General features: G+C 46.6%; 11 protein-coding genes. 2 read left to right on the top strand and 9 right to left on the bottom strand.

Annotated elements, in window-relative coordinates; all coding sequences use genetic code 11:
- Positions 1-196: 196 nt before the first annotated feature.
- Together XZ46_RS21895 and ftsH2 are read right to left on the bottom strand one after the other, a co-directional pair.
- On the bottom strand, positions 197-1,507 hold the full coding sequence (locus XZ46_RS21895) for an aminopeptidase P N-terminal domain-containing protein (RefSeq protein WP_006623663.1): 1,311 nt from the start codon (positions 1,505-1,507) through the stop codon (positions 197-199).
- A gap of 275 nt (positions 1,508-1,782) precedes the next feature.
- Positions 1,783-3,672 (bottom strand): ATP-dependent zinc metalloprotease FtsH2, encoded by a 1,890-nt coding sequence (ftsH2, locus tag XZ46_RS21890; protein ID WP_006668579.1) that lies wholly within the window; start codon positions 3,670-3,672, stop codon positions 1,783-1,785.
- A 622-nt stretch (positions 3,673-4,294) separates the two neighbouring features.
- Here ftsH2 and fcmB point away from each other — a divergent pair.
- Both fcmB and fcmC read left to right on the top strand, forming a co-directional pair.
- On the top strand, positions 4,295-5,419 hold the full coding sequence (fcmB, locus tag XZ46_RS21885) for a filament morphology actin-like protein FcmB (RefSeq protein ID WP_008053981.1): 1,125 nt from the start codon (positions 4,295-4,297) through the stop codon (positions 5,417-5,419).
- Between the two features lie 131 nt (positions 5,420-5,550).
- On the top strand, positions 5,551-6,141 hold the full coding sequence (fcmC, locus tag XZ46_RS21880) for a filament morphology membrane protein FcmC (RefSeq protein ID WP_006623666.1): 591 nt from the start codon (positions 5,551-5,553) through the stop codon (positions 6,139-6,141).
- A gap of 33 nt (positions 6,142-6,174) precedes the next feature.
- Here fcmC and XZ46_RS21875 read toward each other — a convergent pair whose 3' ends face one another.
- The 7 genes from XZ46_RS21875 to XZ46_RS21845 all read right to left on the bottom strand — a co-directional run bounded on the left by XZ46_RS21875 (position 6,175) and on the right by XZ46_RS21845 (position 15,983).
- Positions 6,175-6,873, bottom strand: coding sequence for a 4'-phosphopantetheinyl transferase family protein (locus tag XZ46_RS21875; RefSeq protein ID WP_006668577.1), 699 nt, complete (start codon positions 6,871-6,873; stop codon positions 6,175-6,177).
- Positions 6,874-9,096, bottom strand: coding sequence for a GumC family protein (locus tag XZ46_RS21870; RefSeq protein ID WP_008053979.1), 2,223 nt, complete (start codon positions 9,094-9,096; stop codon positions 6,874-6,876). It abuts the gene before it with no gap.
- A gap of 162 nt (positions 9,097-9,258) precedes the next feature.
- Complete coding sequence (locus tag XZ46_RS21865) at positions 9,259-10,854, bottom strand: SLBB domain-containing protein (protein ID WP_008053976.1); 1,596 nt, start codon at positions 10,852-10,854, stop codon at positions 9,259-9,261.
- Between the two features lie 21 nt (positions 10,855-10,875).
- Entirely contained in the window at positions 10,876-11,595 is a 720-nt protein-coding gene (locus tag XZ46_RS21860; RefSeq protein WP_006623670.1) for a cyanoexosortase B system-associated protein, read from the bottom strand.
- Complete coding sequence (gene crtB / locus XZ46_RS21855) at positions 11,570-12,475, bottom strand: cyanoexosortase B (RefSeq protein ID WP_006623671.1); 906 nt, start codon at positions 12,473-12,475, stop codon at positions 11,570-11,572. The genes XZ46_RS21860 and crtB overlap by 26 nt, the downstream gene beginning before the upstream one ends.
- Positions 12,476-12,551: 76 nt before the next feature.
- Entirely contained in the window at positions 12,552-13,703 is a 1,152-nt protein-coding gene (locus XZ46_RS21850) for a DegT/DnrJ/EryC1/StrS family aminotransferase (protein WP_006668574.1), read from the bottom strand.
- Between the two features lie 147 nt (positions 13,704-13,850).
- Positions 13,851-15,983, bottom strand: a complete 2,133-nt coding sequence (locus tag XZ46_RS21845) for a pentapeptide repeat-containing protein (RefSeq protein ID WP_008053971.1) — start codon at positions 15,981-15,983, stop codon at positions 13,851-13,853.
- Positions 15,984-15,987: the final 4 nt, after the last annotated feature.

Raw genomic sequence — 15,987 nt, 5'->3', positions numbered from 1 at the left:
CTAGGATTATTGAAATCAACACAGAACTAGACCAATGCTTCATTTATCGGTGTTTGTTGGTGATGATTTGACTATTTCCATTATAGTTGTTAATCGACCGTAAGCAGCCATTTTTTAACCAAACTTAATATTGGTCACTCATGGGTAAGTTTAAACCGGGGTAGAAATTACCATAAATTCCACCCCCAAATTAAGCCTAACTTTCCATAGCTGACACCGACTTAGGGACTCCAGCCGTAAGAACCTCATAACCATCTGTTGTCACCAAGACATCATCCTCAATTCTCACCCCTATTCCCAGCCATCGCTCATGGATCTCTGGTTGTCCTTCCACGGGTTTAATATCCGGTTTAATATAAATCCCCGGTTCCACAGTTAACACCTGTCCTGGCTGCAATAATTGCGGTTCTTCACCCCACTGATAAACCCCGACATCATGAACATCTAAACCCAACCAATGTCCGGTTCTGTGCATATAAAAATGCTTATATTTTTGTTCCTTAATAATCTCCTCAATATCGCCTTTGAGTAATCCTAAATCTAGCAAACCTTCTACCAAAACCCGCACCGCCGTATCATGTAACTGGTTATAGGGATTTCCTGGTTTCACTTGTTCAATGGCGGCGATTTGTGCGCGCAAAACCAACTCATAAATAGTTTTTTGCTCTGGTGTAAACTTACCATTAACGGGAAAAGTGCGAGTAATATCAGCATTATAATATTGATAAGCGCAACCCGCATCAATCAACAATAAATCCTGGTCTTGCATTTGGCGATTATTCTCAATGTAATGCAAAATACAAGCATTTTCACCAGAGGCGACAATGGAAGGATAGGCGGGAGTCGCACCATGTTGACTAAAGAAATATTCAATTTCAGCTTGTACCTGATATTCATACTTCCCGGGTTGAGCAAATTCTCGCGCTCTCTGGTGAGCATCTACAGAAATTTCCGCCGCTTTTCGCATCAATTCCAATTCTTTGGGGCTTTTAATTAGCCTTTGAGGATGGAGAATTGTGCCAGCATCTTGGATAGCAATGGGACCTGTGCCATGTTTAGGATAAACCCGGATTAAATTTTGCCAATGGTTGAGAATTATCTGGTTAAATTGTTGATCAGGTCCTAGTCGGTAATAAATGCGATCGGCTTTTTGTAGGTATTGGGATAATTTTTCGTCTAATTCATGAATGGGATAAGCCTCGTCAGCACCATAAATAGTTTTAGCATTATCAACCCCAACTCGATATCCTGTCCAGGTTTCTTTTTCGGGGTCTTTGGGTTGTACAAATAGAATAAATTTATGTTTTTCGTGGTGGGGTGCTAAGACGGCGACGGCGTTGGGTTCATTAAAGCCAGTTAGGTAGAAAAAATCGCTATCTTGGCGGTAAGAATATTCAACGTCGTTGTGCATAACTGCTGTGGGCGCACTTCTAAAAATGGCAGTACCCCCACCAATTTTAGCCATTAACTGTTCGCGACGCTGTTTATATTCTACTGGTGTGGTCATTGGTTAACTGTTCCTGATAAAGATTCTTGTGGTGTTTGATAATATAGCAGATTTCATTCTGTCAAGCGGGATTGGTAATTGATAATGATGGGTGAGTGGGGGGTGATTAATATAGCGCGTCGCCTCCCGTGGCTGGATATGGTTTCCCTTTCCCGGAGTCGAAGGGGGAGCAAGTATGAGCAAAATTGTAGGGTATGGGGGGTACATGAAAAAACCCAGTCTCTTGAATAAGAAACTGGGCGGAAATTTTCAGAGCGATTTCTCAGGTAGAGAAATTATAATACTGGAGCAAACCGTTCTTTTTCGGGAACTTCAGTGTATTCGGCTACAATTTGCCGAAATTCGTCTCCATCAATGGTTTCTTTTTCGATGAGTAAATCAACTAGGCGATCGATAACTTCGCGGTGATCGCGAATGATTTGACAAGCATCTTGATAACAATGTTCGGCGATCGCTTTAATTTGAGAATCAATGCGGGAAGCAATTTGATTAGAATACTCAGTGCGGGTAGCAAAATCCCGACCCAGGAAAACCTCACCCTGGGAAGATTCCAGAGACAGCGGGCCGAGGTCAGACATACCATAACGAGTCACCATTTGACGAGCCATTCCCGCCACCTGTTGCAGGTCTCCACCCGCGCCGGTGGTAACTTCGGCATCACCAAAGATCACATCTTCAGCGGCGCGACCGCCCAAAGCGCCGGTAATACGAGCGAGAATTTGAGAGCGAGAAATCAAACCCTGATCCTCATCAGGCATAAACCAGGTCAAACCGCGAGCCTGTCCACGAGGAACTAGGGTTACTTTTTGAACGGGATCATGATCTTTAATCAGAGTACCAACGATCGCGTGTCCGATCTCATGATAAGCAATCAGACGCTTAGTTTTACCATCAAGGAGGGGGGTTCCTTCCATACCCGCCACCACGCGATCAACGGCATCATCAATTTCCGCCATAGTAATAGCCTCCTTGCGGCGGCGGGCGGTGAGGATAGCAGCTTCATTAAGTAGGTTCGCCAGGTCAGCCCCAGTAAATCCGGGAGTCCGACGAGCGATCGCTTCCAGAGACACCTGATCGGCAAGTTTTTTATTGCGGGCGTGAACTTCCAAAACTGACAGACGGCCCTTAATATCAGGAGCATCGACTATAACTTGGCGATCGAACCTTCCTGGTCGCAACAAAGCCGAATCAAGAACGTCTGGGCGGTTAGTAGCAGCAATAATAATAATGCCCGTGTTACCCTCAAAACCATCCATTTCAGTTAATAACTGGTTAAGGGTCTGTTCTCGTTCATCATTACCGCCGCCAATACCAGCACCACGCTGGCGACCGACCGCATCAATTTCATCAATAAAGACGATACAGGGGGCAGTTTCCTTAGCCTTCTTAAACAAATCGCGGACCCTGGAAGCCCCAACCCCAACAAACATCTCCACAAATTCGGAACCAGAGATGCTAAAGAAGGGAACCCCAGCCTCACCAGCGATCGCCTTAGCCAGGAGAGTTTTACCAGTTCCCGGAGGTCCAACCAACAAAACACCTTTAGGAATTCTCGCCCCAACAGCCGTAAAGCGTTCCGGCTTTTTCAGGAAGGTAACCACCTCTTGGAGTTCTTCTTTAGCTTCCTCAACCCCGGCTACATCATCAAACAAAACCCCGGTTTTGGCTTCCATAGAGAAACGAGCCTTAGACTTACCGAAGTTCATGGCTTGACCAGGGCCACCCGGCACATTATTAGAACGGCGGAACAGGAAAAACAGTCCCACAATCAACAAAATCGGGAAAACCAAATTTCCTAAAAGTCCCCAAATCGCGCCATCATTACGGGGAGGGTGAGAGTCAAAGCTAATATTAGCAGCACGCAGGCGAGAAATTAGTTCCGGGGCGTTATTAGGCAAATCGACCCGTAGGCGCTGCACTCCATTGTCTAATTGAGGATCAATTGCCTCGACGATCGCCGTCCGTCCCCCCTCATATAGATCGACACTGGTAACGCGCCCAGCATCGAGATAATCTAAGAATCGGCCATAAGTCATGCGAGTGCTGGCTGTATTATTTTGGGCTATATCTGTCGGGGAAGCAGCAAAAGCACCCTGCCATAGGAAGAACCCGATCACCAGAGCCGGGATCGTCCATAGCAGAATTGTTCTCCAAGACGTTTTCATAAATTCCGTTGCCTCTATGTCCTATACATCAGAAGTTTCTTAAAACTCAGCCCAGTTAATGGCTAAGATTAAAGATATTCATAATCTTAACTAAATTTAACGTAAGAGTCTGTGATCAGGCAACCAGGCCGGGGAGTTTAATGGCCCGCTACAGTTGATGAGGGGGAAAAGTCCTGATACGGAAAAATATCAGTGGGATATAATCTGACAATGGGGGACAGCAGGCTATAATCCTAGGAATTGTAGTTAGAGATGATTATTTCGCGCGCGAAGTAGGGTAAAGTTACCGTTGTTGGATTGCCTATATCTAAATCTCAGGAAAGTTATAACTATGGGAGAATTGTCAGAAGGTTGCTAGACACTCAAACTCATATTTCTGAATTCAAGTTGTGAGAATGGGGCGGCAACGTGGCAATTAACATCGAAAGCATGAGATTTAAGTACCCTGATGTACTGGTCAACTGGGTTGTGAGGCAACCCAAACGCTTCTTCTGATCTCAGCTTGACTGTTGAGAACTTTAGTTCCCGATGGCAAGTCTGATGGCCGAAAGAAGAATCTCACGGACTTAGTCCCTCTGAGTGTCACAATTTTTGAGTCTTCGTGAAGTAACGGATTTTTCAGATGCAGAGTAACAAACAGCCCGGACAGTCACAGTCACAGTCACCGTTAGCTAAAGCTACCACTACCACAACCAAACCGACCACTACTACTGTAGTCGGCCGCTCAACGATTCTCAGCGTTGACTTGGGGAGAACCGCAACTAAATCTTGTATTAGTCGCAACCCCGCAGATGTGGTTTTTATTCCCTCGAATGTTGCCCAAATGAGTGTAGAAAAAGCCCGTGGCGGTGGCTTTGAGTCGAAAAACACCGATCCACTGTTGGATCTATGGCTGGAATATCAGGGAAATGGTTTTGCCGTAGGTCAACTGGCTGCTGATTTTGGAGCAAGTCTGTTTGGCGTAGATCCCGCCGCCAACCCCTCCAAGGTGAACGATGCCCTAATTAAGATCTTTGCTTGTGTGGGATATTTCAACCTTAAAGGTGATCTTGATGTGGTGCTGGGCTTACCATTTTACTCTCAAGAACAGTTTGAGCGGGAGAAAGAACAAATTATTAGTCTCCTCACTGGACCCAATACGTTGGTCTTTAGGGGTGAGCAAGTAGTGGTTGATATCCAGAGTGTTCGGGTAATGCCAGAAGGCTATGGTAGCCTGATTTGGTGTGAAGCCCAGGGCAGCAAGGATGCGCCTAACTTTGCGGATCTTTCTGTAGCTGTTGTTGATGTGGGACATCAAACTACGGATTTCTTGACTGTGGATCGCTTCCGCTTTGCTCGTGGGGTTTCTCAGAGTGAAGTGTTTGCCATGAGTAAGTTTTATGAGGAAGTCGCCGCTAAGATTGAGGGAGCCGATGCTCAATCCCTATTCCTCCTAGAGGCAGTACATAAACCTCAAGGACAGCGTTTTTATCGTCCCAGAGGCGCGACTAAACCTGCTAACCTAGATGAAATTGTACCTGAGTTGCGTAAGGTTTTTGCACGGGATCTTTGCGATCGCGTGGTAAAATGGCTCCCAGAAAGGGTCACAGATGTAGTGATTACTGGCGGCGGTGGTGAGTTTTTCTGGCAAGATTTACAACCCCTGCTCAAAGACGCTCAGTTAAGAGCTCATCTGACTCAACCGGCTCGTAAAGCCAACGCCCTAGGACAATATGTCTATGGGGAAGCTCAACTAGCCAAACGCTAATTAATTGGTTTTTTTCATCCCGTTGGGTGGTTTCTCAACGGGATAGCCTGTTTGGGGGTGAAATTAGATCTAATTACTGCTAAACTGGGTTAGTCCTCATTGGCAGGTCTGCCCATACGTCCTACCTAACTATGCTCTGGGTTAATAAAAAACTTACGCAGTCGGTTACTTTTACTGAGGATGCTGCTGATCAAACTCTGTTAGAGGCGATCGAAAAAGAGCTATCTCTCACCAAATATCAAACTTTTAGCAATCTCTGTAAACAGGCTTTGTGGCAGTTTCTGTTGAGTTCTCCCACCACACAGACCCCTGTGGTTAACAATGATTACCGCTCGGAAATTACCTCGGAAAGACCTGTAAACCCCCCTCCTAATCTAAAACCTATTGAAGAGGGTTTATTGAGTCTCCAGAGGCAATTAGGGGTTTTGGAGCGACAGCTACAAGCCCAAAAAACGGAAAATCAAACCCAACAACTTGAGAGTCAGGTTAATCAGTTAACCCAGCAGCTTGCTCAATTTCAGTCGGCGATCGCATCTAAACTAGATGCTACCAATGAGGCGATCGCTCAAATACCTAGTCAATTACCCCAAATTACATCACCTCCCCCACCACCAGAACCCCCTCGGTCAACTGCGCCACCTCCCCCACCACCAGAACCCGTCCACCCCCAAGAAGCCGACCCACTGCTTCAGCGTCTGAGTTCCCTGGTGGATGATTTTTAACATCAAGTTACTGTTGGGAGAGTTGCTATTGGCTTATTTATTCAGGGTCTCTACTGCTATAGCTGCCGCCCAATTGTCAATTTCCCAGGTTTTTAAATACCAATCTTGGGGGGAATATCCAACTATTTTAGCCCGGAAAAGTTGACCATAATTTTGGGGTAAAATCTCCACATCTTTTAAGCCCATTAATCCCGTACCAGTGGCTTTTAGTAAGGCTTCTTTCGCAGTCCAAAGCTGAAAAAAAGCCCGGTTTTGTGCGGATTTTGGATAGTTATAAAGTTGGGAATATTCCGCCTCACAAAAAAAGCGTTTGGCTAAGGTTAATCCATCCAGGGGGCGGATTTTTTCCAAGTCAATACCAACTCTGCGGTTCAAGGCGATCGCATATAAAGCCTTACCGTAGGAGTGGGAAAGATTAAACTGAATTTCACCCTGAGAATTTCCGGTAATTAAACCCGGTTTTCCCTGGGGAGTATAGGCGAATTCCAACCCCTGGGGAGCCACCCCCACATAAGAGGCTAAAATCTGGCGGAGAATGGCACGAGCGGCGGTAAAATGGAGGCGATCGCTCTCCCGACGAAACCGCGCCGCCCTTTGTCTTTCCTCCGCACTTAGGAGTCCTTCCAGACCAGCAATTTGACTTAAATTCAAATCCAAATCAGCCTGCCAAACCTCCACAGTCGGAGCGATCGCATCATCCCCAAACGGGGTAAAATGAACCCGTTGCCACATTTAACGCCTAGCGCCAGAAGGCAATTGAGGAATAGGCTGTAAATCCCTAGGTAAAGCCGGACGATCCAAAGAATCAACACCCTGAATATCAATCAATTCGCCATCATCTTCAGGCAGAAGACCGAGTTCAGCCCCATTAATAATAGCACCAAGTAACTTCGGCCGATATTTTTTCGGTCCAGTTTGCTCCTCATCAGTTTCCGTCAACTGATCAGCCAATTGATTCATCTGAGCCGACATAGTACAATTAGCTCTAGCCACCAAAACCATGCCATCAGTTAACGGTTCCAGAGTCAAGGCATCATTATGATCACTCCAAGCAGGTACATCGACAATCACCACATCAAAGCGATGGCGCACCTCTTTAAGTAAACGTCGCATCTCACTAGACTCTAGCACCGCCGTCACTTGTTTTAAGGGACCCGGGGAGGGAATCACATAGAGATTTTCCACATCTGGAACCATGCGGATACAATTATTCAAATCTCCGTAATAGCGCAAAGGTTCCCAACGGTCTTGAGAATCAATAGCTAATCGCATTCTCTCAGCTTGGCTTGGCGATCGCAAATCTGCCTCAATTATCAAAGTCCGTTTTCCGGCTCTCGCGGAGGCGATCGCCAAATTATAGGCTGTCAGAGTCTTACCTTCCGGTCCCTTAGTGCTAGTCATCAACACCACCTTCGGAGGTTTTTGGCCGTTACTGAACAAATTACTACGCACCTGCTCATAAGGTTCCAAATACCGAGAATTATGATGTAGTAGTAAAGGCATATCCCAATCCGCATGGTCATCCAAAACATTGGGAACCACCCCCAGAATCGGAATTTCTCGTTCTTTCAAAGCGCCCTGAATCTCCTCCCAGGTGTAGAATTTACCGCTAAGTATACCCAACGCAAAAATCAGCACCGCACCAACTATCACCCCACCAAAGCCACCCGCAGCCATGACCAGGATTAAACTAGGTGGTGGTGGTGGATCTTCCACATCAGGAGCCGCCGCCTCCTGAACCACCTGTAAACTGCTCACCGTTTCCGCTTCCGCCGCCTGAGCGTCAGCCAATTGCGCCTGCATTTTATCGTAGAGAGCCTGTCTATAACCCACCTGTTGTTCTAGCCGCATTTTCTCCATTTGCTTATTAGGAATAGTGGCATATTCCCGTTCTAGTCTTTGTCCCACCTCACGGCTAGTAGCAATTTCTTGGAGTAGAGTTTCTTGCTGAGTTTGCAGGTTAATTAAATTTTGAGCAATTTGCTGTCGGGAGGGGTCTAAGGAAGAATCAACCCGAATTTGGTCAACCTGTCGCAGGGGAGCCGCCACTCCATGACCTCCGAGAACCTCAGAAGCTCTCGCTTGTAATTGCTGTTCGCTTGCCTGTTGTTGTTTAATTAAATCTGCTACCTGGGGATGAGCATCGGTAAAATCCTTACGGAGAAACTCTAACTGAGACTCAATTTGATACAGTTGTACTCGCAATTGAGCAATAATTGGATCAGCGGTCAGCGCTTGGGAAACATAGGCCTGATCGACATTCAATCCTAGTCTACCTTCCAAACTAGCGATTTGAGCATTAATAGAATCCAGTCTCAATTCAAGCTGTTCTACATGATTTCTATTGGAAATAATCGACTGAGGTAAGGAACCACTTGTGATCGCCAATAAAGTAGCGCCTTCTCGCCTATCATACTCTTCCAGAGTATTTTCAGCTTCTCTCAAGTCCGCTCTCGCTGGTCCCATGCGATCTTGAATTGTGTCGATAATATTGCGGAGTTGTTCGGTATTAATTAAACGGCTCTGTTCGATAATCTCCCGCATTAATACATTGACCACTTCCACAGAGCGATCGCGATTATAATCTCTAAAGGTGACTTGAATTGTACCCGGTTGACCACCCTCTCCCGGTCTAATTTGAACCCTAGCATTACGAAAATCCCTAGGGGTAATCATCGTTTCATTTAACACCGTCTCAATCACACGGGGTTGTAGTAACATCCGGTCCGTGAGTTGTTGTCCTTGCTGTCGAATATTCTGACCTGTTTGGGAGAACAAAACGGGCGGATTTTTATAGGTTAAAACTCCTCTGGCTTCGTAGGGAGGTCTTGGCGGCGCTTCCAAAATCATACCCACCCCCCCAGAAATTCCCAGGGCTACTACAAAGGCGGCTAATCCAGCTAATTTATAATTCTCAAAGGCGATTAAATAGCGTTTAACAATTGGTAAAGTCATGGCAATCTCAGGATTTTGGGTAATAGCAATTTGGTATTTACAGCCTTTTCAGTAATCATGCCATAGGCCGTCAAAGTCCCTCTCCCCCATGGGAGAGGGATTTAGGGTGAGGGTAATGTTTAGCACAATTTATGAACAAGCTGTATACCTTTAATTATTCTGTTATTGGTCGGGTCCAAATAATCGTTCAGCCGAGTTAATGAGTTGTTGAAAGAAGAGAGTAAAGCCGAGGACATCGCGAAAGGGTTGGGTAAAGTTATTGAGAAACACAGTGACCTGGGTAATCAGATTACGATTAATCACAATCACATCTTCATCTTGTAGTAGAATATTGTCGGTTTGGTCTCCTCTAAGTACATTTTTACCATTCAGAATCTGAGTAGTTGTTTGTCGAGATTGTCGGTCATATCGAATCAGGGCAATTTTATCGAGGTCTCCAGTTTGTAAAGGTACATTAGCGAGGATATCAATAAAGGTGCTACCATTGGGTAAGGCTACAGCACCGATCGCATTTCCGGCATAACTAAGAATTCTGACGGTAATTTGCTGGTTAACTAAAGTTGAACTAGCCACTAATTTGCGATCGTAGTCTCTCTCATCCACATCAGGAGCTAGTGGTAGTACAATCACCGAATCACCATTAGATAGAGAAACATCCGGGAGAGCCGTAGCTTCTGCTAAGGGTGTATATAGATCTATGATATCTTCTAAAACTCGACCATCAACGGTAGTGCGACAAACTAGGACGGTACGCAAATCAGCAGTTAATGTCGCACCTCCGGCCGCTAACAGAGCCGTAGAGACGCGAGAACCCCCAGCCGGGAGGGTATAGAAACCTGGTTGCACAACTTCCCCAACGACGGTTACTTGGGCGGGAACTGGTGCAGCAGCCAGACTATAATTTTCTAACAGATCTCGCTCTACGCCTTCTGATGGGCTAACCTCCATAGTGGGAACTGTAATCACATCGCGATCGCTTAGGCGAATATTAGGCGGTTCCATACCCAATAATAGGGGGGTAAATAGGTCGATTTGGGTTTCGAGGGTTTGTCCGGTGGGTAAAGTCCGGCGCACAGTAATCCGTCGTAAATCTGCCCCTGGTCTAGTTCCCCCCGCCGTAGTCAAGGCGACAATTAGCTGTGGTGATGGTAGGGGATAAAAACCTGGTCTGGCAATTTTTCCGGTCACGGTGACTTGTACCGGTCGCTGATTGACCAGAGAGACGACAACTTCAGGGTTTCTGACAAATTGAGCTAGGCGGGGTTGAATATTCTGGCGCACCTGTTCTAAGGTTAATCCTTCCAATTCCACTAGACCAATTAAAGGCATAGCTAGGGAACCTTGAGGACCAATGGTAGCATTGGGAATAGTTAATTCTTGGGAACGCTGACCATTGACAAACACATCAATAAAAATCTGATCTCCAGGTCCTAGCTCATAACTTTTCATGCGATCGCCAACAGGGCCTTCAAACACAGAAGGTTCCACCGGAATACCAGAGGGTCTGGTCTGAATGGGAGCATCCACATTGCGGAAAAGCTCTAATAGTGTAGGCCAGTCCGGTTGTACTGGTGCGGGTTGTCCGCCGCCTCTCGGTAGGGGTTGATTCACAAAGGAGCGAGGTAAGATGCACCGATCAGGTATCCTTTGAGCCATAGACTTTCCGCCACTGGTGATGATGGCTAAAGGAATAATACTCGCCACTGAGTAGAGACTGGTGAGGAATAGGGATTTAATCGGGTTGAGGTTAGCGCCCATATCAACACTGTGGATAACTGTTTATTCTGGCTGGAAAATCGTGGTCATCAATTCTTTTTGGATATCCTGACCGAGGGATTGAGCTATAGTTGCCACTGTTTCTATGTCACCCAAAGGCTCCATAGGAATCATAATACTGACAGCTACCCAGGGAGCGCGATCGCCTCTTAGTTGAGCTTGGCGATCGGCAAAAAACCAGTGACTTGGTGCGGGAGAACCGCCATTATGCCAAGCGTACCATTGTACAAGGGCATAGGTTTGGCGGGGGTTCCAAGCCCGAAAAAATCTGGCGTTAATTGTCACTGGTTGGGGGGAGTCTAGGGTCAATTGCAGGGTACGATGGGAGTCAGTTCTGAGGCTCTGTAACCCTTGCAGATCCATCCATTCGACTTGGGGCTGGTCTTTATAATAGTTTTGGGGAAACAGCAATAGCAGGACTTCGGTATCATTTTGTTTGAGGCTCTGCAAAGACCATCTCCTCGCCCCCACTTGAATGGTATCGTGACTGGTAGTTTCCCACCCTGGTACGGTTAAACCCTCACGGCGAATGGTTTGCAGTTGAGGGAGAGCTTGAATATCAGGCATATCTGACCAGGACCAGCCACCCCGAAAGAAACCGGGAAGGGTCCCTACCAAAAATAGGACTAGGAGAAATCCCAATAGTACCCATTGAGAGGGTTTTAGCTGTAGTTTGGGGGTTTCATGGCTGGTGGGTTCAAGATTCGGGGCTGATTTGTCCATTATCTTCGGATTCCTCTTGCTCAGGGAAATAATATTGCATTAATTTCATCACAATCACCAATAGACCCAACATAGAAGCAGAATATAGGTCTCCTCCCCACCCTTCATGAAGCCAATCAAAAAGTTCTTGATTACCTGTGCCGAAAAACAGAGTTAATAGGGTATTGCGGATAATATTCGCGACAATACTCGTCAAAGCTGCTGCCACCAAGAAGAGGATGGTTTTGGTTCTCGAAGCGATCGCACCCGTCCAGTACAATAACATTAAACCGACATACAGACTGGTAAATAACATTTTCAGGCCTGCACAGTGCGGCGCAACCTCAACAATTTGTCCATTTACATAGAGATAGATTTGATCTACTGTCACCGGGACGTTAAACTGGATCAGAACAAATCCCGCCATATTAGCGATAAAGGTTTGTAGAGGCAGGGCTAAAGGCTCTATCAGATAGGGGATATGGTTAGGGGTTGCCAGTAGCACAAATAATAAGGCTATCCCCTGCAATTTTAACCCAGGTATTCCTTTTAGCCAGAGGCAGAGTCCGGCTAGAATCATCGGAAAGGACAGATTGACTAAATCGGAGATACTACTGAGGTAGAAAACGCCACCGAGTCCTAATAATACTCCCCCCAAGGGGTGCAGTTGATTGGGTAGTTTGTTCCACTGGTGGCGGTTATTCCATGCAATATAAGCCGCGAAGGGTAGACCAATTACGCCGTGGCTAAAATATTCATGTTCGATGCTAATGCTTTTGTTCAGCCAGCCATCGTACCAATGCACGAGCAAAGGGCCGTATAATAACACCAACAAGGCGCAAGCCAATCCGATAAATAGATTTCGCTCTATCGCCACAGGAATTTTCGGTTGAGTTTCCATAAGCCTTAATAATTGTGTAATCGAGCCACATTCCCACCTGATTCGATGTCCCTATTTGGTCGCGAACATCTCGCACCTACTCATTTTTAATTCCCAAGGCTGTGCGAATAGCTGCGACTACCCGATTAATCTGATCACTGGTAATTCCAGGATACATGGGTAAAGATAGAATCTGCTGGCTGAGGGTTTCAGTTTTGGGAAAGTCTCCAGCTTTGTATCCCAGATCAGTATAACCGGGTTGCAGGTGACAGGGGATGGGATAGTGAATACCTGTTTGCACCCCTAATTCATTCAGTTTAGCTTGTAGTTGATCGCGAGTGAGGGAACATTCCTCGGTCACACGAATTACATACAGATGATAAACATGACCGCCTTCACTGTAGTTGTAAATGGGGATAATGCCATATTCTTTGAGTACCATCAATTGAACATCATACTGTTCGGCGGCTAAATTGCGATCGCGGTTCCACCCTGGTAAATGACGCAATTTGACGTTAAGAACGGCGGATTGTATAGTATCTAAGCGGCTGTTAGTTCCCAATTCCGTATGTAGATATTTTTCCGGTGCGCCATAATTCCTCAGAATTCGCGCCTGTTTAGCTACGGTTTCATCGGAAGTCACCACCATACCCCCACTACCAAAAGCGCCTAGATTTTTGCTAGGGTAGAAACTAAAGGCGGCGGCGCGACCGATAGAACCGGCGCGATAGTTTTCGCAGGTAGCCAGATGAGCTTGTGCCGCATCTTCAAATACAATTAAGTTATGAGTTAGGGCTAGATCCAGCAGTTGGCTAGGGGTGACAATTTGACCATATAGATGCACTGGTAAAATCGCCTTAGTTTTTTCGGTTACCGCCCTTTCGGCTGCAGCTATATCAATTAAAGCGGTGTTTAATTCACAGTCTACCAAAACGGGTTTGGCTCTGGCTTGCAAAATGCCAATAATGGTAGCAATAAAGGTATTGGCTGGGACTAAAACTTCGTCTCCTGGTTTCACCCCACAGGCTTGTAAACCGATGGCGATCGCATCAGTTCCGCAGGCGACACCCACCCCATATTCTGCACCACAGGCTGTAGCAAAATCCGCCTCAAATTCTTGCAGAGCGCGTCCCAGAATAAAATCTCCGCGTCCAATTACTGCATGAATTGCCTTTTCAATTTCATCGGTAAGTTCCTGATATTGAAAGGATAAATCAACAAAGGGAATAGGTGCCATAGAATCGGTCATGATTTTAGCCAATATGGAACAATTTGGGTGTCTATTTTTTACGGTGAAATTAGCCGAATTAACCAAAATAAAGCTGGAGTCTGGGGGGGTTCAGTAGTTAATCCCTTATGACCAGACCACTGAATCTAACTGCATTTAAAAGCCGTTTCATGACCCACAATTAGGATGAATTCCGCCTTGATTGCAGATATGGGTAATTTGAGCATCACTCAAGTTTTGCACTCTGGAAAAATCAGCCCCCTGCATTCGGTTTGAGGTTTCACCTTGATGGGTTTCTTCGATAAACTCATCAGTGCGAGTTTCCCGATTAACCACAAAGGTCACCCCCTCAAAATTTGCGCCATGTAGTCTAGCACCCTGTAGGTTAACTAAACTCAGGTCAGCATTACTCAGGTTAGCATTTTGTAACCTAGCGTTTCTAAAATTAGTGCCAGTGAGTTGAGCTTGACTGAGGTTAGCATTCTGAAGATTAGCGCCTTGGAAGTCAGCGCCGGATAAGGAACCCCTTTGTAGATCTGCTTCCCGGAGGTCAGCAAACATAAATTGGGTTCCTTGGGCGTTAATCTGACTCATACGGGCTAATTTGAGGTCTGAGCGTGACAGATTAGCGTTAGTGATATCTGCTCCGGTCAAACTAGCTTCTTTTAGATTAGCATTTTCTAGGTTAGTGCCAATCAGACTAGCACTGCTAAAATTACTGCCATTCAAATCAGCATTTGATAAATTAGCGCGGTCTAGGGTCCCATTTAACAGGTTAGTGCGCCGCATGATGACGGGACTCATAAAAGCGCCTGTGAGGTCAACAGAGGTCAAATCAGCGCCGCTGAGGTCTGAGATCAAGTCGTCAAAGGTGTTAAAACGTCCGTCAGGTCCTGGTGAAGCAAAGCGACTATTACGGAAATTTGCATGGGTCATGATCGCACTGCGGAAACTGATCCCAGATAGGTCGGTTTGGTCTAGTACGAGGGTAAACTGAGCGGGAGGGGTGGTAGTTTGACCGAGATGAACACGACTGAGATCGGCTTGTTGGATAAAACCGCCATAGACTTTGAGAATTTTGGCGATCGCCCTTTGAGTAGCCTGCTGTCGTTGGGAAACAATACGTCTTTGCCGTTGGTCCGCCCCAAACCTCATGAAATCGAGGTCATTTCTCAAGGCTTGATTCAGTTTGCGGATGTTAGGTAAAGCCACCGGACCTGTACTCACCAAAGCCTGTTGAATCACCTCTAGCAATATGGGGTCATCTTCTTGACCGAGTAAATCCACCAATAGGGGAACAGCGCGGGGGTCTTGTAGGGTTCCTAAAGCTAAAATTGCTCCCCGCCGTTGTGCGGGGTCGGTGTTGGCGGTGGGAGAAAGGCGACCCACCAGCGCCAGGAATATTTCGTTATCTTGATTTTGGGAGGCGCGAAGGTTGGCTTGATTTTGAATATAAACTTGAGTACCAATAAAGGTTCCCAAAACCGCTGCCATGCTGGCGCTACCGACGATAATTAGGGTTAAGCCAGGATATTGTCGCATCCATTGCCATAAATTCCACTCTGGGAGTTTTGGCTTAGAGGTCAAGACGATCGCTTTGACCGATTGGTTTTCTTCTTCCCAGTCGTAGGAGGTAAATGGATTGGTAAAGAAGGAAGTCGCCGCGGGTTGTACATAAGTACCAGCCAGCAAATCGTGTCCGGTGCGACTGTGGAAGCGCCGCCCCATTAGTCCGTCAGCGACGATCATAATTCCCGATAACCCCATAAATACCAGGAGATTGGGGAATGCGCCTGTGGCTTGCCAAACTAGATAGGCGATACCGACGGGAATGCCCCAACGCCCGATGGTTTCCCTGGCGATAATCCGTGAAAATCCGGGGGGGAGTTGTCTGGAGTTGACTACACGAACCCCAAACCAGCGTTTGGGAAGGGTTTGTCCGGTGGTGGACAATAGATAAAGTTGCCAGGAGGCGATCGCTATCGGCAAAATTAAGGCACCAGACCAAAAGAAATTCGTCAATGGAGATACACGGGGCTGGCGATCGCGCATTGGTAGTCCCAAGGTAGCGGCCACAGTTTCGGCTGTTCCTCTTACTACTGGGTTGAGGGGGACTGACACAGAACCGCGATTAGCAATCGCACCGATGGTCAATGGGGCTAATCCCCCCACGATTACTAGGGAGATCTCGACCGCCCAAGCACTGCAGCGACGCACCCAAAAGGGGAGTTGTTTGGCTTGTTTTTGCCAGGTAGGCGTTGGTTGGTCGATGCTGGGTCGGTTTGCAGTCGGACTAGCCATAATT

Origin of the sequence: Limnospira indica PCC 8005 (assembly GCF_000973065.1) — a bacterium.
In the GTDB taxonomy this organism is placed as follows: domain Bacteria; phylum Cyanobacteriota; class Cyanobacteriia; order Cyanobacteriales; family Microcoleaceae; genus Limnospira; species Limnospira fusiformis.
This window is presented reverse-complemented; position numbering and strand designations above follow the sequence as displayed.